Consider the following 20219-nt stretch of genomic DNA (forward strand, 5'->3'; position numbering starts at 1 on the left):
GGCGGAAGGATTCCCCAAGTCTCCGGCAGTCGCCCGACTTGTCATTCCCTGCTAGGCCTCTCACGCATTGAGCCGCTTCGCTTTCAGCTGCAAACCGGCTGCCCGGTCGTTATTGGACAGCTACCTGCGCTTGTGACCTGCGCCGGGCTTCGGTCGGCGCGATTCTCCCGTTAGGGCCTGCTGATGACAAAGCGACTTGGAGCGTGGATCGGCCGCTCCGTATCTCAGGCGATGGCGCGTGGCGCGCTGACGGCAATGCTTGCGTTGTCGGTGACCGGCTTGCCGGCCAATGCGGTTGCTCGGGACACCACCGGCATGGCTGCCGCCGTGGGAACCATTCGCCCGGCAGACCTGCCCAACGAGGCGCAGCGTACGCTGGCACTGATTGAGCAGGGCGGCCCGTTTCCCTATGCAAAAGATGGCACCACGTTCGGCAACTATGAACGACGTTTGCCTGCGCAGCGGCGTGGTTATTACCACGAGTACACCGTGAAGACGCGGGGGGCTCGCAACCGCGGCGCCCGACGCATCATCTGCGGCGGCAATCAGCAAGCGGCTAACGATTGCTACTACACGGAAGATCACTACAACAGTTTTCAACGGATACAGCGATGACGACCAACATGTTTGGGCTGGACGACTCGCTCACCGCACGCGATGAGCGCGTGGCCCGCGAGGCGTGGCACAAAGCGCAAAATCTGTACGACGGTGTGGTTGGGATGCAAGCTCTCGGCGCACGCGTCGGCGGAGCGGCCAAGTTGCCTCAAAGCGCACCGCAGAACATCATGACGCAGGACATCACTCAGACCGACGACGACGGAGCTCGCGAAGACGCCATGAACCTGTTCAAGACGGTGCGTCCGAATATCGTGCAGTCGATCCGCGCGTTTCGCGTGGCGGATCTGGCCGAGTCGGCGGCCAGCCTTGGCCAGCATTTCCTGTACGCCAACTGCGCGGCTGCGACCACCAAGAGCGAAGTGCTCGACGTGATTGCTCGCGAGTTTCTGTTCCCGAAGCATTTCGGCAAGAACTTCGACGCCTTGGCTGACTGCCTGACCGACATGATCTACAAGGCCGGCCCGCAGCCGGGTTTTGTCATCGTGCTCGAGGGCCTGCCGTGCCAGCCCAAGTTCGACAAGGAAGCGCGCGAAGTGCTGCTGGACGTATTCCGCGACGCGGCCGAATTCTGGGGCGAACGCAAGGTCCAGTTCCGCGTCTTCTATTCGTTCGCATGAACTAGGCCGCTCGACCGGTTGATCGGCCCGGAAATGAAAAAGCCCGCAAATGCGGGCTTTTTTGTTGCCTTGTGAATGTGCTGCCCGGCTGGTCAGCCCGCCCGCTTGTTGCGGCGAATTCGGTCGAACCATACCGCCAGCAGCAGAATGCCGCCGCGAATCAGGTATTGATAGAACGTTGGCACGTTCATCAGGCTCATCGCGTTCTGCACTGACCCCATGATCAGAACGCCGACCAGCACACCGGACACGGTTGCCACCCCGCCCGTGAGCGAAACCCCACCCAGCACGCAGGCAGAGATCACGCCCAGTTCAAGCCCGACCGACGTTTTCGGATCGCCCAAGCTCATGCGCGAGGCGAGCATCACGCCCGCAAAACCCGTTACTAGGCCCTGCAGGACGAACACGGCGATCTTGATGCGCGTCACCGGCAGGCCGGCAAGCAGCGCGGCTTCTTCATTGCCGCCGACGGCGAGCACGTTCTTGCCGAACACCGTCTTCTTGAGCAGGAAGCCAAAGAGGGCAAAGCCGACGATGTTGCTCCAGATCGGGTACGAGATGCCAAGGAATGACCCGCCGCCCAGGTCGAAGAAGCTCTCTTCGGAAATCATCACCGCGTCGCCGTTGGAGGTGATGAAGGCGAGGCCGCGCACGACTTCCATCATGGCCAGCGTGACGATCAGCGAGTTGATCTGATAGCGCGCCACCAGCACGCCGTTGACGAGCCCGACCATGCCGCCCGCCAGCACGCCGGCCCCGACGCCAAGCACCACGCTATGGGTTGCGGTGATGAGCGTGGAGGCCACCACGCCCGCGAACGCCACGATGGAGGCGACGGAAAGGTCCACCTCGCCGAGTGCGAGGACGAACATCATCGTGACCGAGATGGAGCCGATCAAGGTGACGGAGAGCAGCAGGCCCTGGATGTTGCGGCTGCTGACGAAGCCGGGCACCGTGAACGCCAGCGCGGTGAACAGCAAGAGGAACACCACGACGATGCCCGATCGGTTGACCAGCTCCCACGTGAGGGCGGCGCGGCTGGGGATGCCGGGGGTGGCCATTGGCGGGCCGCCCGGCACGGATTCGGTGGATGGCGTTTGCATAGGATCGGTTTCCATGAGGGCGTGAATCGCGCGCTAGCGTGGCAGCGCGAGTTTGATGAGGGTGTCAGGCGAGGCGTGCTCTCTGGGCAGATCGCCGACGATGCGGCCCTGCTTCATGACGAGTACGCGGTCGGCAACGCCGATGACTTCCGCCAGGTCGCTCGACACGACGATGACGGTGCGGCCCGCTTCGGCGAGGCCGTAGAGCAGGCTGTAGATTTCGCTGCGGGCGCCAACGTCGATGCCGCGCGTGGGCTCGTCCATCAGGAAGACGTCGATGTCTTCCGCGAGCCAGCGCGAGAGGATCACCTTCTGCTGATTGCCGCCCGACAGCTTGCCGATAGGTGTTTCACCGTTGCGTGTCTTGATGGCCAGCTTGTCGATGAACGACTTGGTGGTCCGCGCTTCCTGCCGGTTGTTCAGCACGCTGAAGCGGCTGAAGTGGCGCCGGCAACTGATGTTCAGGTTGTCCGACACCGAGGCGATCGCGACGATGCCTTCCTGCTTGCGGTCTTCCGGGCAGAGCGCTACACCCGCGCGCACCGCATCGCGCGGCGTGTTGAACTGGACGCGCTTGCCTTTGAGGTGAACCTCGCCCGCTGTGGGTTTGACCGCGCCGTAGAGCAGCTTCATCAGCTCCGAGCGCCCCGCGCCCACCAGCCCGAAGAAGCCGACGATTTCGCCTGCATGCGCTCGGAACGAAGCGGGTTCGGTCAAGCCAGGCCCCATCAGGCCGCGCACGTCGACCTTCACCTCGCCGAGCGGGCGTGGCTTGTAGCCATACACGTCCTGGATCGAACGGCCGACCATGCAGCGGATCAACCGTTCGCGGTCGAGGCTCGCGCCGGCGTTGAACGTGTCGATATGCCGGCCGTCACGGAACACGGTCACGCGATCGCACAGTTCGTACACTTCTTCCATGCGATGTGTGACATAGATGACCGCGCGGCCCTCGGCCTTGAGCGCGCGAATGATGCGGAACAACTGCGTCGTCTCGCGCGAGGAGAGCGAACTCGTCGGTTCGTCGAACGCGATCACGCGGGCGTCGCGCATCAATGCCTTGCCGATCTCAATCATCTGGCGCTGGCCGATCGACAGATGCTTGACGGGTTGGGCCGGATCGAGCTTCTCGCCCAGCCGTTCGAGTTCGCGCAGCGCACGCGCGATCAACGTCTTCTCGTCGAGCACGCCAAAGCGATTGGGTAGCGCGCCGAGCATCAGGTTTTCTGCCACCGTCAGCTCAGGCACGAGGTGCAGTTCCTGATAGATGATCGCGATGCCCGCCGCGATGGCTGCGCGGGTGTTCGTGAACTGCTGCGGCACGCCGTCGAGCGACAGCGTGCCGTCCTCCGGCTGGTTGACACCCGACAGCACCTTGAGCAGCGTCGACTTGCCCGCGCCGTTCTCGCCCATCAGGCCGTGCACCTCGCCGCGGCGGATGTCGAGCGAGACGTGGTCGAGTGCCAGTACGCCGGGAAAGCGCACGGTGATGCCGTCAAGCTTCAGATAGGCGCCTGCGGAAGCGTCGGGCGGGCCGCTCTCATCAAGTGATTGAACTGTCATCGGTTGCTCTCTGCAGGTGCTCATGCGGCGCGGGGACCGGCCCGCGCCGCGCGTTGCATCAAATGCCCAGTTCCTTGCGGACCTCTTGCCAATTGCTGCGCACCATCAGCTTGCCGGTGGTTTGCGTATCGGCCGGCGGCTGCTTGCCGGTCTTGATCCAATCGACCAGGTTTGCAGCGCTGTCCTTGCCATGGTTGGTCGAGCTGACCGCAATCGTGCCGAAGAAGCCCGTCGGCTCCTTCTTCTGGAACTCGGCAAACGCCTCGCCGGCGCCGTTGATGCCGACGCCGATCACATCGGCTGCGGGAATGTGCAACTGCTCGGTTGCGCGCACACCGCCCAGCACGCTCTCTTCATTGAGCGCGAAGATGACCCACTTCTTGATGCCTGCATGCTGTGCCAGCACCGGCGACGCGGCATTGAAGCCACCTGCGTCGTCGGTGGTCTTTTGCGGCGCGTCGAAGATGTTCTCCTTCTTGAAGCCGCCGGCCAGCAGCGTCTGCGTGGCGCCGTCTGTGCGCAGCTTGGCGGTCGGCAGCTCGTAGTTGGTGATGCGCAGCGCGCCCACTTCCTCGGGCTTCCAGCCACGGCGCTTCATTTCGTCGGAGATGGCCTGGCCGACCTGGTTGCCGATCTTGAATGCCGACATGCCCAGGTGCGGCACGTTGGCCAGCGGCTTGCCGGACGAGTCGACGAGTTGATCGTCAACCGTGACGAACTTCATGTTGTAGTGCTTGGCGCGTGCCGATATAGCCGGCCCCAGGCGCACGTCCGGCGCGCAGATGACGAAGCCCTTGGCACCTTGTGCGCCCAGGTTGTCGATGGCGGACAGCACCTTCTCGCCATCGGGCGTACCGATGTTCACCACCGAAAAGCCGTCCTTCTGGCCAAGTGCGGTGGCGGCTTTCTGTTCGTTGATGAACCACGCTTGCTCGGGCATCTTGACCAGGAAGCCGATCTTGAGCGGCTCGTCGGCGTGGGCGGGCAGGGCGGCGGCCAGCGGTCCCAGGCACAGGGTGGCTGCCAGGGCGGATAGGGTCAGGCGGCGAAGTTTGCGTTGCATGGTTGTCTCCTCGTTGGAATGGCTCTTATGGCACTACGTGAGTCGGGCGTGCTTCACGGCACGAACGGATCAATCAGATGGCGCCGACCGAGCAGCATGGCGTCGGCCACGTGCTGAAGCGGGCGGACATCGACATCGCTTTCGCCGCTGGCGATCAGTTCGAGAAAGCGTGTGTACAGGCTTGGGTATTCGCGTTCGGGGCCGACCTCGATCTCAACGCCGTCGATGGTCAATTGCTTGCCGCCTTGGGCGAGCCGCAGGTTGCCGTCGCCTGTGGTCACGTCGATCTGCCAGAGTTCGCCTGCGTCATGGCGCCAGTCGAATTCCGCCGCGATGGCCGTGCCGCTTTCATCGGTGAATGCGAGGTGGGCGGCAATGGGCGTCTGCTGATTGGCGGGCACCCACAGGTCGGCGGACGTCAGAAAGAACGCATGCGGCAGCACGCGGGTCAGGATCGACAGCGCGTTGATGCCCGGGTCGAACACGCCCAGGCCGCCCGGCTCCCAGATCCATGCCTGGTTGGGGTGCCAGCGACGCACATCTTCTTTCCATTGCACGTTGACGGAGCCGATGGCCCGGCTTGCCAGCCACTCCCGAGCGGCCTCGACACCGGGCGCGTGGCGCGAGTGCCAGGAGGCGAACAACGTGCAGCGGTGCTGCCGCGCCAGATCAGCGAGGACGGCCACTTCCGACACGCTGGCGCCGGGAGGCTTCTCCAGCATCACGTGCTTGCCTGCGGCGAGCGCCGCGCGGGCCTGGGCAAACCGCACCTGCGGCGGCGTGCACAGCGACACCGCCTGCAGTGCGCGCTCGTCTGCCAGCATGGCCTCAAGCGTCGTGTAATGCGGCAGGCCCTCAACGCGCGAATGCGGGCTGGCGCAGGCCGCGAGCGTAAAGCCTGGCTGCGCGGCAAGCGCAGGCAGATGCTGGTCACGCGCGATCTTGCCAACGCCGACGATCCCGATCGAAACAGGATGGAGTTCACCGTGCATGGCTATCGCCCCCAACGCAAGACGAGCGGGTCAAGCCGCCGGGCAATGTCGATCAGGCCCCGGCGCGTGTCCGGATGCATGGCCGGCAACGGATGCCGCGATGCCTCGCAGGCAATCACGCCGCCTTCCTTCATCAGCGCCTTGGCGGCCAGGATGCCGGCCTGCCGGTTCTCGTGGTTGATGAGCGGTAGCCAGCGCTGATACAAATCGAACGCGAGATCGTGCTGCCCTTGGGCGTGCGCCTCGATGATCGGCCGGATGCCGTCGGGATATGCGCCGCCGGTCATGCTGCCCGTGGCGCCGGCATCGAGATCGGCCAGCAGCGTGATGGCTTCTTCGCCGTCCCAAGGGCCTTCGATGGCGTCGCCGCCAAGGCGGATCAGTTCGCGCAGCTTGGCCGCCGCCCCGGGCGTCTCGATCTTGAAGTAGGCCACTTGCTCGATCTCGCGGGCCACGCGCGCGAGGAACGCCGCAGACAGCACCGTGCCGCTGGCCGGCGCATCCTGGATCATGATCGGAATGCCCACCGCATCGGACACGCGCGCAAAGAATTCGTAGATCTGCGTTTCGGGCACGCGGAAGGTGGCGCCGTGGTAGGGCGGCATCACCATCAGCATGGCGGCGCCCATGTCCTGCGCGCGGCGGCCGCGTTGTGCGCACACCTGCGTGCTGTAGTGCGACGTGGTGACGATCACGGGTACGCGGCCTGCCACGTGTTCCAGCGCGGTGCGGGTGAGCACTTCGCGTTCGTCGTCCGACAGTGAGAACTGCTCGGAGAAATTCGCCAGGATGCACAGGCCATCGGAGCCGGCGTCGATCATGAAATCGATGGCCCGCTTCTGGCTGGCAAGGTCGAGTTCGCCAGTTTCCGTGAACATGGTGGGCACCACCGGAAAGATGCCTTGGTAGCGCGGCTTGCTATTGCGGGTCATGAAATCGTGAAGTGGGTAACGGGTGTCAGGAAAGGTGCTGGCGTGCGCCCAGCACGGTGCGAACGACGAACGTCATCGCCACGGCAAATGCCAGCGCGGCGGCAAGGAAGTACAGGCCGGCAGACAGGCTGCCTGTGGCGTTCTTGATGATGCCCATGCCATAGGGACCGAGGTAACCGCCCAGGTTGGACAGCGAGTTGATGGTTGCGATGCCCACGGCGGCGCTCGTGCCGGTCAGGAACTGTCCCGGCAGCGTCCACAGCACGGCCTGGATTGCATAGGCGCAAAACGCGAACAGGCAGAGGCAGGCCAGTTGCAGCGCGGGCGCTTGAACCCACGCGCTGGCCGCCATGCCGAGCGCGGCCAGCGCCGACAGAGTGGCGATGTGCCAGTAGCGCTCGCCCGTGCGGTCCGAATGACGCGGCACCAGGTACAAGCCCAGCACGGCAAACAGATAGGGCACCGCCGACAGCAGACCGGTGGCGACATCGCTCACGCCAAACTGCTTGATGATCGTCGGCAGCCACAGCGAGAGGCCGTAGATGCTCAGCGGAAACGGCAGAAACAGCAGCGCCAGCATCAGCACGCGCACATCCTTGAGCGCCTTGAGCGGGCTGCCGTGCGACTTCAGCGCATAGGCGGCCTGGTCTGCGGCCAGCTCACGCTCGATCCACGCGCGGTCTGCAGCGGGCAACCAGCGCGCATGCGCGGGGGATTCCGGCAGGATACGCAGTGTCGGCAAGCACAACAGCGTGGCCGGCAGGCCGCTGACCACAAACAGCGTTTGCCAGCTCGACATGCCGAAGAGCCCCGGTACCGACAGCAGCCACCCCGCCATCGGCCCGGTGATGATGAGCGCGACGGGCTGTGCCAGCACCAGCAAGCCGACGATGCGCGCACGGTGGCGCATCGGAAACCACTTGGTGAGGAAATACAGAATGCCGGGGTACAGGCCGGCCTCGGCCGCACCGAGCAGGAAGCGCAGCACATAGAAACTGACCGGGCCGCTGACCAGCGCCATGGCCATGGTGATGACGCCCCATGTGAACAGAATGCGCGCGAACCAGCGGCGTGCGCCAAAGCGTTCGAGTGCCAGGTTGCTCGGCACCTCGCATAGGAAATAGCCGATGAAGAACAGGCCCGCCCCAAGCCCGTAGGCAGCATCACCGATGCCCACCGCCGCGTTCATGTGCAACTTGGCGAAGCCGACCACGGAGCGATCGATATACGCCACCACGTAGATCAGCGCGAGGAACGGCATCAGCTTGCGCACGAGCAGGCGGATGATGCGCTGCTCTTCCGATGCATCGGCCGAAGCCGGAACGGCGCCTGCGGTTTGGGAGATGTCCATCGGTCTTTCCCCCGCTCAGTGCGAGTGGCGCGGAACGGCGGCGCCACGGCAGCCGACCAGGAAATCGAGGTCGCAGCCCTCGTCGGCCTGGAGCACGTGATTGACGTACAGGCGCTGGTAACCGCCGGCCTCGCCATGCGAGCGCTGGTGCTGGTAGGCCGCGAGCCTGCGCGCGAGTTCTTCGGGGGCGATGTCCAGGTGCAGCGTGCCGGCTTCGCAGTCGAGTTCGATCCAGTCGCCGTCCTGCACCGCGGCCAGCGGCCCGCCAGCAGCAGCTTCGGGCGCGACGTGCAGCACGACTGTTCCGTAGGCGGTGCCGCTCATGCGCGCGTCGGAAATGCGGACCATGTCCTTCACCCCCTGGCGCAGCAGCTTGGGCGGCAGGCCCATGTTGCCGACCTCGGCCATGCCCGGATAGCCCTTCGGCCCGCAATTCTTCATCACCAGCACGGAGCTGGCATCCACCTTCAGGGACTCGTCGACGATGCGTTCCTTGTAGTGCTCCAGGTTTTCGAATACGACGGCGCGGCCGCGATGCTTGAGCAGCTCCGGGCTCGCCGCAGATGGCTTGAGCACCGCGCCACGCGGCGCGAGGTTGCCGCGCAGCACGCGAATGCCGCCATCGTCGATCAGCGGATTGGTGAGCGGCCGGATGACTTCGTCGTCGGTGATGGGCGCGTTTTTGACGTTCTCCCATAGCGTCTTGCCGTTGACCGTCAACGCATCGGGGTGCGGCAGAAGCTTGGCCTCGCCAAGGCGGCGCAGCACGGCAGGCAGGCCGCCGGCGTAATAGAACTCTTCCATCAGGAAGCGCCCCGAGGGCATCAGGTCGACGATGGTGGGGGTATCCCGGCCGATGCGCGACCAGTCTTCCAGTTCAAGCGGCACGCCGATGCGCCCCGCAATTGCCTTGAGGTGGATGACCGCATTGGTCGAGCCGCCGATCGCTGCGTTCACGCGGATGGCGTTCTCGAATGCAGCGCGTGTGAGGATCTTGGACAGCGTCAGCCCTTGCATTGCCATCTCGACGATGCGGATGCCCGACATGTGCGCCAGCACGTAGCGCCGCGCATCCACCGCCGGGATGGCTGCGTTGTGCGGCAGCGAGGTGCCGAGCGCCTCGGCCATGCAGGCCATGGTGGAGGCCGTGCCCATCGTGTTGCAGGTGCCGGCCGAGCGCGACATTCCGGCTTCGGCTGACAGGAAGTGATGCAGGTCGATCTCGCCCGCCTTGAGCGATTCGTGCAACTGCCACACCGCCGTGCCCGAGCCGATGTTCTTGCCGTCCAGCTTGCCGTTGAGCATCGGCCCGCCCGTCACGACGATGGCCGGCACGTCGCAGCTGGCCGCGCCCATCAGCAGGGCGGGCGTGGTCTTGTCGCAGCCAGTGAGCAGCACCACCGCGTCGATCGGGTTGCCGCGAATCGCCTCTTCCACATCCATGGCCGCGAGGTTGCGCGTGAGCATGGCGGTCGGGCGCAGGTTCGATTCGCCGTTGGAGAACACCGGGAACTCCACCGGAAAGCCGCCCGCCTCGTAAATGCCGCGCTTGACGTGTTCGGCCAGCTTGCGGAAATGCGCATTGCACGGCGTCAGTTCCGACCAGGTATTGCAGATGCCGATGATCGGGCGGCCGTCGAATTCGTGGTCGGGGATGCCCTGGTTCTTCATCCAGCTTCGATACATGAAGCCGTTCTTATCGGCAGTGCCGAACCATTGGGCCGAGCGCAGCTTGGGTTTCGATTCCGACATGGGTGCGTGTGTCACGGACGTGGTTGTCGAGGCGCGCGCGTCGACCGGCAGCGCGGCACTTGGCAGTGCGCGCGGCACGTCCGTTGTCTCCGGTGTGGTTGTGGTTTTTTGATCGGACCGAGTGTACGGAGCGCCCTGATATCCTTCCAATGAAATATTGGCCGTGACCGATATCCGATTTGATATCTCGAGGAAGACCCGATGTCGAACAGCCCCTGGTACGTCCGCGCGCGCCTGAAGACGCGACAACTGCTGCTGCTGATCGCGCTGGCCGAGGAGGGCAACATCCACCGGGCCGCCGCCGCGCTCAACATGACGCAGCCCGCCGCTTCCAAGCTGCTGCGCGAGCTGGAAGCCATGCTGGATGTGCAGCTGTTCGAGCGCATGCCGCGCGGCATGCGGCCCACGCGCTATGGCGATGCGCTGATCCGGCACGCGCGCGCAGTCGTCGGCAGCCTGGACCAGGCGCAGGAGGAAGTGCTCGGCCTCAAGGCCGGCCACTTGGGGCATGTGGCGGTCGGCACGATCACCTCGCCGGGCGTGCGGCTGTTGCCGCCCGTGGTGGCGCAAATCACGCGCGAGCATCCGGGGTTGCGGGTGTCGCTTGAAATCGAAAGCAGCAACGTGCTGCTCGAACGCCTCGCGCAGGACAAGCTCGACTTAGTGGTCGGCAGGCTGTTTGCCGAGCACGACAAGCTGCACCTGCGCTACGAGCCCCTGGCCGACGAACCGGTGGTTGCGGTGGCGCGGCCGGGGCATCCGCTGCTGGCAGAACCGTCGCTGACCTTGGCCGATGTGCAGCCCGCCACCTGGGTGGTGCCGCCCATCGGCAGCGTGTTGCGTCACCGGTTCGATTTGATGTTCCAGCGGGAGAGCCTGACAGCGCCGTCCAGCGTGGTGGAAACCTCCGCGCTGCTCTTCCTGACGCGCATCCTCGAGCAGAGCGACATGCTGGCCGTGATCGGCACCGATGTCGCGCAGTACTACGCGTCGTACCGCATGCTGGCGATTCTTCCGCTGGCCATGCTGTGCCAGATGGACGATTTCGGCATCATCACGCGCACGGACCGGTTGCTGTCTCCGGCGGCCCTGCATGTGGTGCAGGCGCTGCGCGACGCGGGCCGAACAGCTTACGGCGCGGGTTGAGCGCTCTCGTAAAAAAGCCCGCAATTGCGGGCTTTTTTCGTTGCAGCGATGATGTTCAGGCTGCCGGTACGGCGCCCTGCGGCGTGAGGTGGTTGACCGCTTCGGGCAGGCCTTCGGCGAGTTGGCTGGCGAGATCGCCTTCGTTGATGCCGAAGTTGGCGGCCAGTTTCGACACCTCTTCCAGCGCGCCCGTGCCGCTCAGTGCCTGCGTGATCTGCTCGCCCGACACCGGCAGGTTCTGACCATTGCCGATCCACGATTTGACCTGTTCGCCCAGACCGGCTTGTTCCAGGATTTGTTGCAGCGGGCCGAGGCCACTGACCGCCGCCTGATCCGCATTGCCGTTGCCGCCGCCCAGCAAGCCGCCGAGCAGACCGCCCAGGCCACCGGCTCCGCCTGCACCGCCGAGCAGACTGCCCAGCGCGCCTGCACCGCCTGCCGCACCGAGCAAGCCACCCAGCGAGCCGAACAGGCCGCCGCCCTGATCTTCCTGCCCTTGCGGCGCGGCCGCATCGCCCGCGCCTTGCGACTTGTGCTTCATTGCCAGGTAGGCCAGCACGCCCACGGCCAGCAGCACTTTCTTGTTGCCCAGCAAGGACGATTGCGCGCCGCTGGCGTCATTGCCGCCGCCGAGAATCGAATCGAGTAGACCCATGATGAAGCTCCTTTGGTCAATGGCGGGCACGGGGGAAAGGCCCGCCGGGGGATCAAACGGTCAGTGTTTCGTCGTCAGAACTTAGAACTCGCCGAGCACGGCGTGCAGCGCGGAGACGGCAACAAGCGCCGCCGATTCCGTTCTCAGAATACGTCGCCCGAGTGTCAGTGGTAAGAAACCGGCAGCCTCGGCAAGCGCTTCTTCGTCGGGGGAGAGGCCACCTTCGGGGCCGATCAGCAAGACGATGCCGTTGCCTTCGATGTGCGTGCGCGACTGCACCGCCCACTGCGTGAGCGACTGCGTGCCGCGCGGTGACAGCAACACGCGCGGCGCGTCGGTCGACTTGGCGGCGGCAAGCCATTCGCGCAGCGTGGCGACCGGCGCGACCACCGGCACGCGGGCGCGGCCGCATTGCTCGCAGGCGGCCTGCACCAGTGCTTGCCAGTGCTGCACGCGCTTGGCGGCACGCTCGCCGGAGAGGCGCACCACGCCGCGTTCAGTCTGCAGTGGCGCGACGGCATTGACGCCCAGTTCGACGGCCTTCTCGATCAGCCAGTCCATCTTGTCGCCACCGGCAATGCCTTGCGCGAGCGTGATGGCGTAGCGCGCTTCGGTGTCGGGCTGCGAGGCGTCGGTAAGGCTGGCGGTGGCGTCGCGCTTGTTGATGGCGTCGAGCCGCGCACGGAATTCGTGGCCGGAGCCATCGAACAGGCAGACGTCATCGCCGGCGGCCAGGCGCAGCACATGGATGTGGCGCGTGACGGCCTCGGGCAGCGTGACGGTGGTGTTGGGGGCGAGCGGCGTGTCGACGAAAAAACGGGGAAGCCCCATTACAGCAATCCTTGTGGTGAATCGGTCAGGCGATCGGGCGATGGCGCGATCAGGCCGCTGCGGGGCGGCAGGCAAGGCCCCAGCGGTAGCCATCGGGATCGCGCACGGCGGCGTAGCGTTCGCCCCAGAAGGCATCGTGCGGCGCCATGATGGACGCGGCGCCCTGGTCGAGCGCGTGCTGGTACACGGTGTCGACGTCGTCGCAATACAGGTGGAAACTCTGCGGGCATTCAAAGCCGGCGCCCGCGGGGGCTTTGGCGGTGGAGCCGAAGGCGCCTTCGGGCGCAAACATCAGCATGAGCTGGCCCTGGTACGTCATCTCGACGTGGATCGGGCGGCCATGGTCGTGCACCTCATCCTGCACACCAAAACCGAACGCGTTGCGATAGAAGGCGATGGCGGCCGAGGCGTCGCGCACGGTCAGGTACGGGACGAGCCACGGCGTGTTGGCGGGGCGGGGGAAGCTCATGGCGGGCTCCTTCTTCGGCACGATGCAACCAGGGACGGGTAGTGTAGAGCGCCGGCCGCACCACAATCAAAAAGAAATCAAAACACCTCGCCTGCCGCAGACTGGTTGCGCGGCCGCCCGCCGCTGCGCGCCACTTCATCGACGAGCCATTGGCGGAACGGCGCAAAGCCTGCGTGTTCGGCTGCCTGGTGCGGATGGATCAGGTAGTACGACAGGCGCAGCGAGGCTTCGGTCGCCAGCGGCCGTATCAGGCGCCCGGCGGCGATGTCGTATTCGACGAGGATGCCCTGGCCGAGTGCCACACCCTGGCCGTCGATGGCTGCCTGCAGGGCCATCAGCGCTTCGGAAAATGCTGGCCCGCGCGTGGCGTCGATCTGAGCCACGCCCACCTCGTCGAGCCATTGCCGCCACGTCGGATGGTGCGCGAGATGGCGCCCACCTCGCTCGTGCAGCAGCGTCTGCGCGGCAAGGTCCTGCGGCATCCGGATCGCGGCCTGCAACGTAGCGTTGCATACGGGAAAGAAATCGGTGGAGGTGAACCACTCGACGCGAAGGTTGGGTGCGTTGACTTGCCGGTCGTCGATGCACAGATCGAACTGGCCGTGGTCCTGCACGTCGGCGGTCGATACCTCGACGCGCACGTGCGGATGCTGGTTGAAGAAGCGGTACAGCCGCGGCACCAGCCACTTGGCGCCGAAGGTTGGCGGCACCGCCACGCGCAGGGGCGCGTCGGCGGTGTCCATCAACAGGTCGGTGGCTTGTTCGAGCGCACGCAGCGCGTCGCGCACGCGGGGCAGGTAGTTCTCGCCGGCGTCTGTGAGCGTGAGCTGGTTGTTGCGGCGCGCGAAGAGCTTTTTCCCCAGATGATCTTCGAGCTGCTTGATCTGGTGACTGACGGCGGCATTGGTGACGCAAAGCTCGTCCGCGGCCCGGCTGAAACTCAGGTGACGGCCTGCGACTTCAAAGACGCGCAATGCATTAAGGGGAGGGAGGCGCCGTGGCATGCGTTCTCGTTAAGAAAAATTTAACGTCTCGCGAAGAATTTGTAGTTTGCCACGTTAAGGCGGCCCCGACTACAAATGCGCCTGGGGACGGTGACGATGCCTGGTGTGTGCCTCCAGCGATCTCAAACCACGCGACGCACCGGACCCCGCCTACAAAAACATTTCAGGAGACGTCATGAATCGAACCACCGCTGTTCGCGGGATGTCGGCGTGCGCGCTTGGGCTTACCTTCGCGCTCGCCGGCTGGACCGCTCCCGCCCTCGCCCAAACCAACGTCACGCTGTACGGCCGCGTCGCCAGCGGCATCGACTACCAGAACAACGTCGCCCCCACCGCGACCTCGCCGGGCGGCAGCCTCTGGCGCGCCGCCGACAACCAGTGGGGGACCAGCATGTTCGGGTTCATGGGCAAGGAGGATCTCGGCGGTGGCCTGCAGGCGGTCTTCCGGCTCGAATCCGGCTTCGGCGCGGCCCAGGGCAAAACCAACGGCGATGCGCTCTTCAACCGCCGTTCGTACGTCGGCCTGTCCAGCCCGACCTGGGGCACGTTGACGGCCGGCAAGAACCTCTTCATCAGCAACGACGTCTGGTTCCTCGACCCAACCGGCCAGCAGTTCATCGGCTCGGCCACGCTCGTGCGCGGGCGCAACTGGCCGGGCGCGAACAACATCGTCGAATATCAAAGCCCCACCTGGGGCGGCTTCCAGATCGGCCTGCAGACCGGCCTGGGCGAACAACCGGGTTCGTTCACGAACAGCCGCCGCGATGGCGTGTCCGCTGTCTACACGGCCGGCCCGCTGGAAGTGCGCGCGATCTACGACGTGATCCGCGACGGCAACGGCAAGTTCAGCGACATCTTCAACTTCTCGAAGGAAGCGACCTTCGGCGGCACGTACACGATCGGCAAGGCGAAACTGTTTGCGGTGTATGAAAACCTGTCGGCGCCCGATGCGGCAGCGGGCGCCCCGACCAAGGCGAACCACTACTGGCTGGGCATCAACTACGAAGTCACGCCGGCGCTGACGCTGATCGGCGCGGCCTACCGCGTCAACGTGAACCACGGCGGCGGCAACGCCAACCTGTTCATGGCCGGCGCGAACTACAACCTGTCCAAGCGCACGATGCTGTACGCGAGCGTGGGCACGGTGCAGAACAGCGCCACCGCCAATTTCTCGGTGGAGGCGACCAACAACAACCCGGCCCCGGGCAAGAACCAGCTGGGTGCCTATACGGGTATCGTTCACTCGTTCTAAAAACCGCTCATGATCGTGGTGCGCACCCCCAAGATTGACCCCGCGATGCTGCCGTTTCCGGACGACGTCCTCATGAGCGGCGGCAGTTCTCAAGTCAACCTGGGGCCGCCCGCTGCGGCTCATGGATGGTTTAACCCGGGCCGTCTCCCAAGTCACACCAAGCAATGCCACGCATGAACATCCTCACCATCGATACCGGTACCACCAACACACGCGTTACGGTCTGGCGTGACGACGTTGCGCTTTGCCAGGCTGCGCGCCAGGTTGGCGTGCGCGACACCGCCATCACCGGCAACCGGACGACGCTGCAGCGCGGCGTGCAAGACACGATTGAAGCTGCGCTGCAGAAGGCCGGGTTCGGCATGAGCCAGGTCGACTTGGTGCTGGCGTCCGGCATGATCACCTCCAACGTCGGCCTGCACGAAGTCCCTCACCTGATGGCGCCGGCCGGCCTGCGCGACCTGGCGGCCGGGATGGTGCAGGCGAGCATCCCCGAGGTGTGCGCCCAGCCGATCTGGTTTGTGCCGGGCGTGCGCAATCCGGTGGACAACCTTGGCCTGCACAACATCGAGTCGATGGACATGATGCGCGGCGAAGAGGTCGAGACCATGGGTTTGGTCTCGCGTCTGGGCATCACGGAACCGGCGGTGATCGTGCTGCCCGGGTCGCACTCGAAGTTCGTGCATCTGGACGCCGACCAGCGCATCACCGGCTGTGTGACGACGCTGGCCGGCGAGCTGCTCCACGTGATCACGCACAACACCATCCTGGCCGACGCGCTCGACTCCGACTTTGCCACCGAGGTCGATCCGGAAATGTTGCTGTCCGGCGCGCGCAGCGCCAGCAGCATCGGACTGGGGCGTGCCTGTTTCATGGTGCGCACGCTGGGTCAGTTCACGATCTACGAGCGCAATGCGCGGGCCAACTTCCTGCTGGGCGCGGTGCTGGGCGCGGATCTGCTCACGCTCAAGAACAGCAGCGCGATCCGCATGAATCCGGGCACGCAGTTCGTCATCACGGGCAAGCCGCTGCTGCGCGAAGCGCTCGCCGTGCTGGTCTCAGACGACGATTTCTTCTCGGGCAAGGTCACCGTCACGAGCAGTGAACAGCAGGAGCACCTGGCCGGCAGCGGCGCGATCGCCATCGCACGCGAGCGCGGCTTGGTCAAAACCTTGAAGGTGGCGTAAGCCGGGCGCGTACGCCATCCCATCTTTCATCCAACGCAGAACAGATGCCGCAAAGACGGCATCGCAAGGAGACAACATGCAACAACAACGACGCGGGACATTCAAGGCCATTGCTGCCGCCACGCTGTTTGCCATGGCCGGCGGCCTCTCGGTGTTTGCCCATGCAGCCGATGACGTGAAGATCGGCTTCCTGGTCAAGCAGCCCGAAGAGCCGTGGTTCCAGGACGAATGGAAGTTCGCAGACCAGGCCGCCAAGGAAAAGGGCTTCAAGCTGGTGAAGATCGGCGTGCCCAGCGGCGGTGAAGTGCTGACGGCCATTGACAACCTGGGCGCGCAGCATGCGCAGGGTTTCGTGATCTGCGTGCCCGACGTGAAGCTCGGACCGGCAGTCGTGGCCAAGGCCAAGCAGAACAACCTCAAGCTGATGACGGTGGATGACCGCCTGGTCGACGGTGCTGGCAAGCCGATCGAGTCGGTGCCGCACATGGGCATCTCGGCCACGAAGATCGGCGAACAGGTGGGCGACGCCATCGCGCAGGAAATGAAGAAGCGCGGCTGGAATCTGTCGGAAGTCGGTGCCATCCGTATTGCGTATGACCAACTGCCGACTGCCAAGGAGCGCACCGACGGCGCAGTCGCAGCGCTCACCAAAGCGGGTTTCCCGGCCACCAACGTGCTGACCAGCCCGCAGGCCAAGACGGATACCGAAGCCGCCTTCAACGCCGCCAACATCACCCTGACCAAGAACCCGAAGTTCAAGCACTGGATTGCCTTCGGCCTGAATGACGAAGCCGTGCTTGGCGCCGTGCGCGCAGCGGAAGGCCACGGCGTGAAGCCGGCAGACATCATCGGTGTGGGCATCGGCGGCAGCCAGTCGGCGCTCAATGAGTTTGCCAAGCCCGAGAAGACCGGCTTCTTCGGCACCGTGCTGATCAGCCCGAAGCGTCATGGCTACGAGACCTCGGTGAACATGTACGAGTGGATCAAGAACAACAAGGCGCCGGACCCGCTGATCCTGACCAGCGGCCGCCTGATGACGCGCGACAACGAAAAGGCCGTCCGCCAAGAGATGGGTTTGTGATCTTGCGGACAACGTTGTTGAAGGAGACTTGCCATGTCGGCGTTTCTTGAGTTTCGTGGCATCAGCAAGGTGTTCCCGGGTGTGCGGGCGCTGTCCGATGTGTCGTTTGGCATCGAATGCGGCCGCGTGCACGGCTTGCTGGGCGAGAACGGCGCGGGCAAGTCGACGCTGTTGAAGATCCTGGGCGGCGACTATCAGCCCGATGGCGGTCAGATCGTCGTCGAGGGAAAGCCGACGGCGTTCCCGACCACGCGGGCAGCGCTGGATGCGGGCATTGCCGTCATCCACCAGGAGCTGCAGACGGTGCCCGAACTGACGGTGATGGACAACCTGCTGCTCGGCCACCTGCCGGCCAGCGGCGGGTTCATCCGCCAGCGCGAGGCGATGGCCTGGACGCGCGAGCAGCTGGGCCGCATCGGTGTCGATCTGGACCCGCGCGCCAGGCTGAAGCACCTGTCGATCGGGCAGCGCCAGATGGTCGAGATCTGCAAGGCGATTCTGCGCGATGCGCGCGTGATTGCGCTGGACGAGCCGACGAGTTCGCTGTCGATCCGCGAGACCGACATCCTGTTCCGTCTCGTGAAAGACCTGCGTGCGCAGGGCCGGGCGCTGATCTACATCTCGCACCGGCTCGATGAGATTTTCGAGCTGTGCGATGGCTGCACGATCTTCCGCGATGGCCGCAAGGTGGCGGATTTCCCATCGATGGCCAACGTTACGCGCGACGAGCTGGTAGCGCAGATGGTCGGCCGCCAGATCGACGACATCTTCGATTACCGCGCGCGCCCGCTCGGCGACGTGCGCTTGCAGGTGGATGGTCTCGTGGGCCCGAAGCTGGCCGAGCCGGCAAGCCTGTCCGTGCGCCGCGGCGAGATCGTTGGCCTGTTCGGGCTGGTGGGCGCGGGGCGGTCGGAACTGGCCCGACTGATCTACGGGGCCGATCGCAAGACGGCGGGCAGCATCACGCTCGATGGCGCGCCGATCCGCATCCGCGATGTGGCCGACGCCATCCGCCAGGGCATCGTGCTGTGCCCGGAAGATCGCAAGGAAGAGGGCATCATCGGCTGCCGCTCGGTGTCGGAAAACATCAACATCAGCTGCCGGCGCAACCAGCGCCGCTTCGGCCTGTTCGTCAATGACAGGCAGGAAGCGAAGACGGCCGACCACTACATCACGCGCCTGCGCATCAAGACGCCCAACCGGGAGCAGCCGATCCGCCTGCTGTCGGGCGGCAACCAGCAGAAGGCCATCCTGGCGCGCTGGCTGGCCGAAGACGACATGCGTGTGCTGATCATCGACGAGCCCACGCGCGGCATCGACGTCGGTGCCAAGAACGAGATCTACCAGGTGCTGTACGAACTGGCCGAACGTGGCGTGGCCGTGCTGATGATTTCCAGCGAATTGCCGGAAATCCTCGGTGTCGCCGATCGCGTGCTCGTGATGAGCGAAGGCCGCATCGCCGGCGAACTGCCGCGCGAGCAGGCCAATGAGCAGGCAGTGCTCAAGCTCGCGCTACGCCCCGAATCTGCGCCGCTGCCATCTGCGCCCATGCCGCCGTTGGCCGCCTGAGAACCCCGGAGTCCAAGATGTCCCAGTCTCAACCCCTGCAACATTCCGATGCGCTCGCCGCATCGGCACGCTCTGCCATGAACAAGACGCGCCTACTTCGCCTGCTGGACGATTTCAGCCTGCCGCTGATCTTCGCCATCCTCTTTGCCGCGCTGTCGTTCTCGGTCGAGTATTTCTTCTCGTGGCAGAACATGGTCGGCCTTGCGTTGTCCGTCTCGCAGATCGGCATGGTTGCCTGCACGATGATGTTCTGCCTGGCGTCGCGTGATTTCGATCTGTCGATCGGCTCCACGGTGGCGTTTGCCGGCGTGCTGTGCGCGATGATCATCAACGCCACCGGCAGCATCGCACTTGGCATCGGCGGGAGCCTGGTGGCGGGCGCGATCATCGGTGGCGTCAACGGCTTTGTGATTGCCAAGCTGAAGATCAACGCGCTGATCACCACGCTGGCCACGATGGAAATCGTGCGCGGCCTCGCCTTCATTGCCTCGCACGGGCAGGCGGTGGGCGTGTCGGACATGGATTTCTTCGACCTGGGCAACACCATCGTCTTTGGCGTGCCGACGCCGGTGTGGGTGGCGGGGCTGTGCTTCGTGGTGTTTGGCGTGCTGCTCAACAAGACGATCTACGGCCGCAATACGCTGGCGATTGGCGGCAATCCGGAAGCGGCACGGCTGGCGGGCGTGAACGTCAACATGACGCGCATCGTCATCTTCCTGATCCAGGGCGTGATTGCTGCGCTGGCCGGCGTGATTCTGGCGGCGCGCATCACCAGCGGCCAGCCGAATGCGGCGCAAGGCTTTGAACTGAACGTGATCTCGGCCTGCGTGCTGGGCGGCGTTTCGCTGCTCGGTGGCCGCGCCACGATCAGCGGGGTGCTGGTCGGCGTATTGATCATGGGCACCGTGCAGAACGCCATGAACCTGCTGAACATCGACGCGTTCTACCAGTACCTCGTGCGCGGTGCGATTCTGCTGGCAGCGGTGCTGGTCGACCAGTTGAAGAACCGCGGCGTCCGTGAGTGAGGCTACGCA

At 65.0% G+C, this 20219-nt stretch carries 19 protein-coding genes; 8 read left to right on the forward strand and 11 right to left on the reverse strand.

The genetic code is table 11. The features are described 5' to 3' along the window. The first annotated feature begins 183 nt into the window (after nucleotides 1-183). Together BM136_RS14025 and BM136_RS14030 are read left to right on the forward strand one after the other, a co-directional pair. Complete coding sequence (locus BM136_RS14025; protein WP_092972418.1) at nucleotides 184-615, forward strand: ribonuclease; 432 nt, start codon at nucleotides 184-186, stop codon at nucleotides 613-615. Further along, nucleotides 612-1235 carry a barstar family protein gene (locus BM136_RS14030; RefSeq protein WP_092972419.1) on the forward strand — a complete coding sequence of 208 codons (624 nt, stop codon included), beginning with the start codon at nucleotides 612-614 and terminating at the stop codon, nucleotides 1233-1235. The genes BM136_RS14025 and BM136_RS14030 overlap by 4 nt, the downstream gene beginning before the upstream one ends. Nucleotides 1236-1327: 92 nt before the next feature. On the opposite strand, the gene araH (BM136_RS14035) is transcribed toward BM136_RS14030, so the two are convergent. From araH (BM136_RS14035) to BM136_RS14065, 7 genes are read right to left on the reverse strand one after another with little or no spacing between them, the layout of a single operon-like run. Next, nucleotides 1328-2338 (reverse strand): L-arabinose ABC transporter permease AraH, encoded by a 1011-nt coding sequence (araH, locus tag BM136_RS14035; protein ID WP_092972420.1) that lies wholly within the window; start codon nucleotides 2336-2338, stop codon nucleotides 1328-1330. Nucleotides 2339-2371: 33 nt separating this feature from the next. Further along, on the reverse strand, nucleotides 2372-3901 hold the full coding sequence (gene araG / locus BM136_RS14040; protein WP_092972421.1) for an L-arabinose ABC transporter ATP-binding protein AraG: 1530 nt from the start codon (nucleotides 3899-3901) through the stop codon (nucleotides 2372-2374). 58 nt (nucleotides 3902-3959) lie between these two features. Continuing rightward, nucleotides 3960-4964 carry an arabinose ABC transporter substrate-binding protein gene (locus BM136_RS14045; protein ID WP_045204826.1) on the reverse strand — a complete coding sequence of 335 codons (1005 nt, stop codon included), beginning with the start codon at nucleotides 4962-4964 and terminating at the stop codon, nucleotides 3960-3962. A 53-nt stretch (nucleotides 4965-5017) separates the two neighbouring features. Beyond that, nucleotides 5018-5956: a Gfo/Idh/MocA family protein gene (locus BM136_RS14050; protein ID WP_092972422.1), complete on the reverse strand. Its 939-nt coding sequence runs from the start codon at nucleotides 5954-5956 to the stop codon at nucleotides 5018-5020. Nucleotides 5957-5958: 2 nt separating this feature from the next. Then, entirely contained in the window at nucleotides 5959-6888 is a 930-nt protein-coding gene (locus tag BM136_RS14055; protein WP_092972423.1) for a dihydrodipicolinate synthase family protein, read from the reverse strand. Nucleotides 6889-6913: 25 nt separating this feature from the next. Continuing rightward, nucleotides 6914-8239 carry an MFS transporter gene (locus BM136_RS14060; protein ID WP_092972424.1) on the reverse strand — a complete coding sequence of 442 codons (1326 nt, stop codon included), beginning with the start codon at nucleotides 8237-8239 and terminating at the stop codon, nucleotides 6914-6916. Nucleotides 8240-8254: 15 nt separating this feature from the next. After that, complete coding sequence (locus tag BM136_RS14065) at nucleotides 8255-9991, reverse strand: IlvD/Edd family dehydratase (RefSeq protein ID WP_092972992.1); 1737 nt, start codon at nucleotides 9989-9991, stop codon at nucleotides 8255-8257. 201 nt (nucleotides 9992-10192) lie between these two features. Here BM136_RS14065 and BM136_RS14070 point away from each other — a divergent pair, with 201 nt between their 5' ends. Beyond that, nucleotides 10193-11137, forward strand: coding sequence for a LysR family transcriptional regulator (locus BM136_RS14070; protein ID WP_092972425.1), 945 nt, complete (start codon nucleotides 10193-10195; stop codon nucleotides 11135-11137). A gap of 55 nt (nucleotides 11138-11192) precedes the next feature. Here the strand turns inward: BM136_RS14070 and BM136_RS14075 are convergent, their stop codons facing one another. The 4 genes from BM136_RS14075 to gcvA form a co-directional block, all read right to left on the reverse strand. Beyond that, nucleotides 11193-11792: a YidB family protein gene (locus BM136_RS14075; protein ID WP_027680386.1), complete on the reverse strand. Its 600-nt coding sequence runs from the start codon at nucleotides 11790-11792 to the stop codon at nucleotides 11193-11195. Between the two features lie 81 nt (nucleotides 11793-11873). Continuing rightward, complete coding sequence (locus BM136_RS14080) at nucleotides 11874-12623, reverse strand: 16S rRNA (uracil(1498)-N(3))-methyltransferase (RefSeq protein ID WP_092972426.1); 750 nt, start codon at nucleotides 12621-12623, stop codon at nucleotides 11874-11876. A gap of 49 nt (nucleotides 12624-12672) precedes the next feature. Next, nucleotides 12673-13092 carry a VOC family protein gene (locus tag BM136_RS14085; RefSeq protein WP_092972427.1) on the reverse strand — a complete coding sequence of 140 codons (420 nt, stop codon included), beginning with the start codon at nucleotides 13090-13092 and terminating at the stop codon, nucleotides 12673-12675. 77 nt (nucleotides 13093-13169) lie between these two features. After that, nucleotides 13170-14096 (reverse strand): transcriptional regulator GcvA, encoded by a 927-nt coding sequence (gcvA, locus tag BM136_RS14090; RefSeq protein ID WP_092972428.1) that lies wholly within the window; start codon nucleotides 14094-14096, stop codon nucleotides 13170-13172. Between the two features lie 175 nt (nucleotides 14097-14271). On the opposite strand from gcvA, the gene BM136_RS14095 reads away from it, so the two are divergent. The 5 genes from BM136_RS14095 (at nucleotide 14272) to araH (BM136_RS14115) (ending at nucleotide 20210) form a co-directional block, all read left to right on the forward strand. Continuing rightward, nucleotides 14272-15348, forward strand: a complete 1077-nt coding sequence (locus BM136_RS14095; RefSeq protein WP_092972429.1) for a porin — start codon at nucleotides 14272-14274, stop codon at nucleotides 15346-15348. A 173-nt stretch (nucleotides 15349-15521) separates the two neighbouring features. Then, complete coding sequence (locus tag BM136_RS14100) at nucleotides 15522-16535, forward strand: 2-dehydro-3-deoxygalactonokinase (protein WP_027680539.1); 1014 nt, start codon at nucleotides 15522-15524, stop codon at nucleotides 16533-16535. Nucleotides 16536-16668: 133 nt separating this feature from the next. Next, nucleotides 16669-17616 (forward strand): arabinose ABC transporter substrate-binding protein, encoded by a 948-nt coding sequence (locus tag BM136_RS14105; RefSeq protein ID WP_254775685.1) that lies wholly within the window; start codon nucleotides 16669-16671, stop codon nucleotides 17614-17616. Nucleotides 17617-17649: 33 nt separating this feature from the next. Then, nucleotides 17650-19185, forward strand: a complete 1536-nt coding sequence (gene araG, locus BM136_RS14110) for an L-arabinose ABC transporter ATP-binding protein AraG (RefSeq protein ID WP_092972431.1) — start codon at nucleotides 17650-17652, stop codon at nucleotides 19183-19185. Between the two features lie 17 nt (nucleotides 19186-19202). Next, entirely contained in the window at nucleotides 19203-20210 is a 1008-nt protein-coding gene (gene araH, locus BM136_RS14115; protein WP_092972432.1) for an L-arabinose ABC transporter permease AraH, read from the forward strand. Nucleotides 20211-20219: the final 9 nt, after the last annotated feature.

The sequence above is a fragment of the Ralstonia sp. NFACC01 genome, from assembly GCF_900115545.1.
Taxonomy (GTDB): Bacteria; Pseudomonadota; Gammaproteobacteria; order Burkholderiales; family Burkholderiaceae; genus Ralstonia; species Ralstonia mojiangensis.

What these genes read in the sequence shown, in the direction of transcription:
- BM136_RS14025 (WP_092972418.1), top strand. Translation starts at nt 184, where the DNA reads ATGACAAAGCGACTTGGAGCGTGGATCGGCCGCTCCGTATCTCAGGCG.
- BM136_RS14030 (WP_092972419.1), top strand. Translation starts at nt 612, where the DNA reads ATGACGACCAACATGTTTGGGCTGGACGACTCGCTCACCGCACGCGAT.
- araH (WP_092972420.1), bottom strand. Translation starts at nt 2,338, where the DNA reads ATGCAAACGCCATCCACCGAATCCGTGCCGGGCGGCCCGCCAATGGCC.
- araG (WP_092972421.1), bottom strand. Translation starts at nt 3,901, where the DNA reads ATGACAGTTCAATCACTTGATGAGAGCGGCCCGCCCGACGCTTCCGCA.
- BM136_RS14045 (WP_045204826.1), bottom strand. Translation starts at nt 4,964, where the DNA reads ATGCAACGCAAACTTCGCCGCCTGACCCTATCCGCCCTGGCAGCCACC.
- BM136_RS14050 (WP_092972422.1), bottom strand. Translation starts at nt 5,956, where the DNA reads ATGCACGGTGAACTCCATCCTGTTTCGATCGGGATCGTCGGCGTTGGC.
- BM136_RS14055 (WP_092972423.1), bottom strand. Translation starts at nt 6,888, where the DNA reads ATGACCCGCAATAGCAAGCCGCGCTACCAAGGCATCTTTCCGGTGGTG.
- BM136_RS14060 (WP_092972424.1), bottom strand. Translation starts at nt 8,239, where the DNA reads ATGGACATCTCCCAAACCGCAGGCGCCGTTCCGGCTTCGGCCGATGCA.
- BM136_RS14065 (WP_092972992.1), bottom strand. Translation starts at nt 9,991, where the DNA reads ATGTCGGAATCGAAACCCAAGCTGCGCTCGGCCCAATGGTTCGGCACT.
- BM136_RS14070 (WP_092972425.1), top strand. Translation starts at nt 10,193, where the DNA reads ATGTCGAACAGCCCCTGGTACGTCCGCGCGCGCCTGAAGACGCGACAA.
- BM136_RS14075 (WP_027680386.1), bottom strand. Translation starts at nt 11,792, where the DNA reads ATGGGTCTACTCGATTCGATTCTCGGCGGCGGCAATGACGCCAGCGGC.
- BM136_RS14080 (WP_092972426.1), bottom strand. Translation starts at nt 12,623, where the DNA reads ATGGGGCTTCCCCGTTTTTTCGTCGACACGCCGCTCGCCCCCAACACC.
- BM136_RS14085 (WP_092972427.1), bottom strand. Translation starts at nt 13,092, where the DNA reads ATGAGCTTCCCCCGCCCCGCCAACACGCCGTGGCTCGTCCCGTACCTG.
- gcvA (WP_092972428.1), bottom strand. Translation starts at nt 14,096, where the DNA reads ATGCCACGGCGCCTCCCTCCCCTTAATGCATTGCGCGTCTTTGAAGTC.
- BM136_RS14095 (WP_092972429.1), top strand. Translation starts at nt 14,272, where the DNA reads ATGAATCGAACCACCGCTGTTCGCGGGATGTCGGCGTGCGCGCTTGGG.
- BM136_RS14100 (WP_027680539.1), top strand. Translation starts at nt 15,522, where the DNA reads ATGAACATCCTCACCATCGATACCGGTACCACCAACACACGCGTTACG.
- BM136_RS14105 (WP_254775685.1), top strand. Translation starts at nt 16,669, where the DNA reads ATGGCCGGCGGCCTCTCGGTGTTTGCCCATGCAGCCGATGACGTGAAG.
- araG (WP_092972431.1), top strand. Translation starts at nt 17,650, where the DNA reads ATGTCGGCGTTTCTTGAGTTTCGTGGCATCAGCAAGGTGTTCCCGGGT.
- araH (WP_092972432.1), top strand. Translation starts at nt 19,203, where the DNA reads ATGTCCCAGTCTCAACCCCTGCAACATTCCGATGCGCTCGCCGCATCG.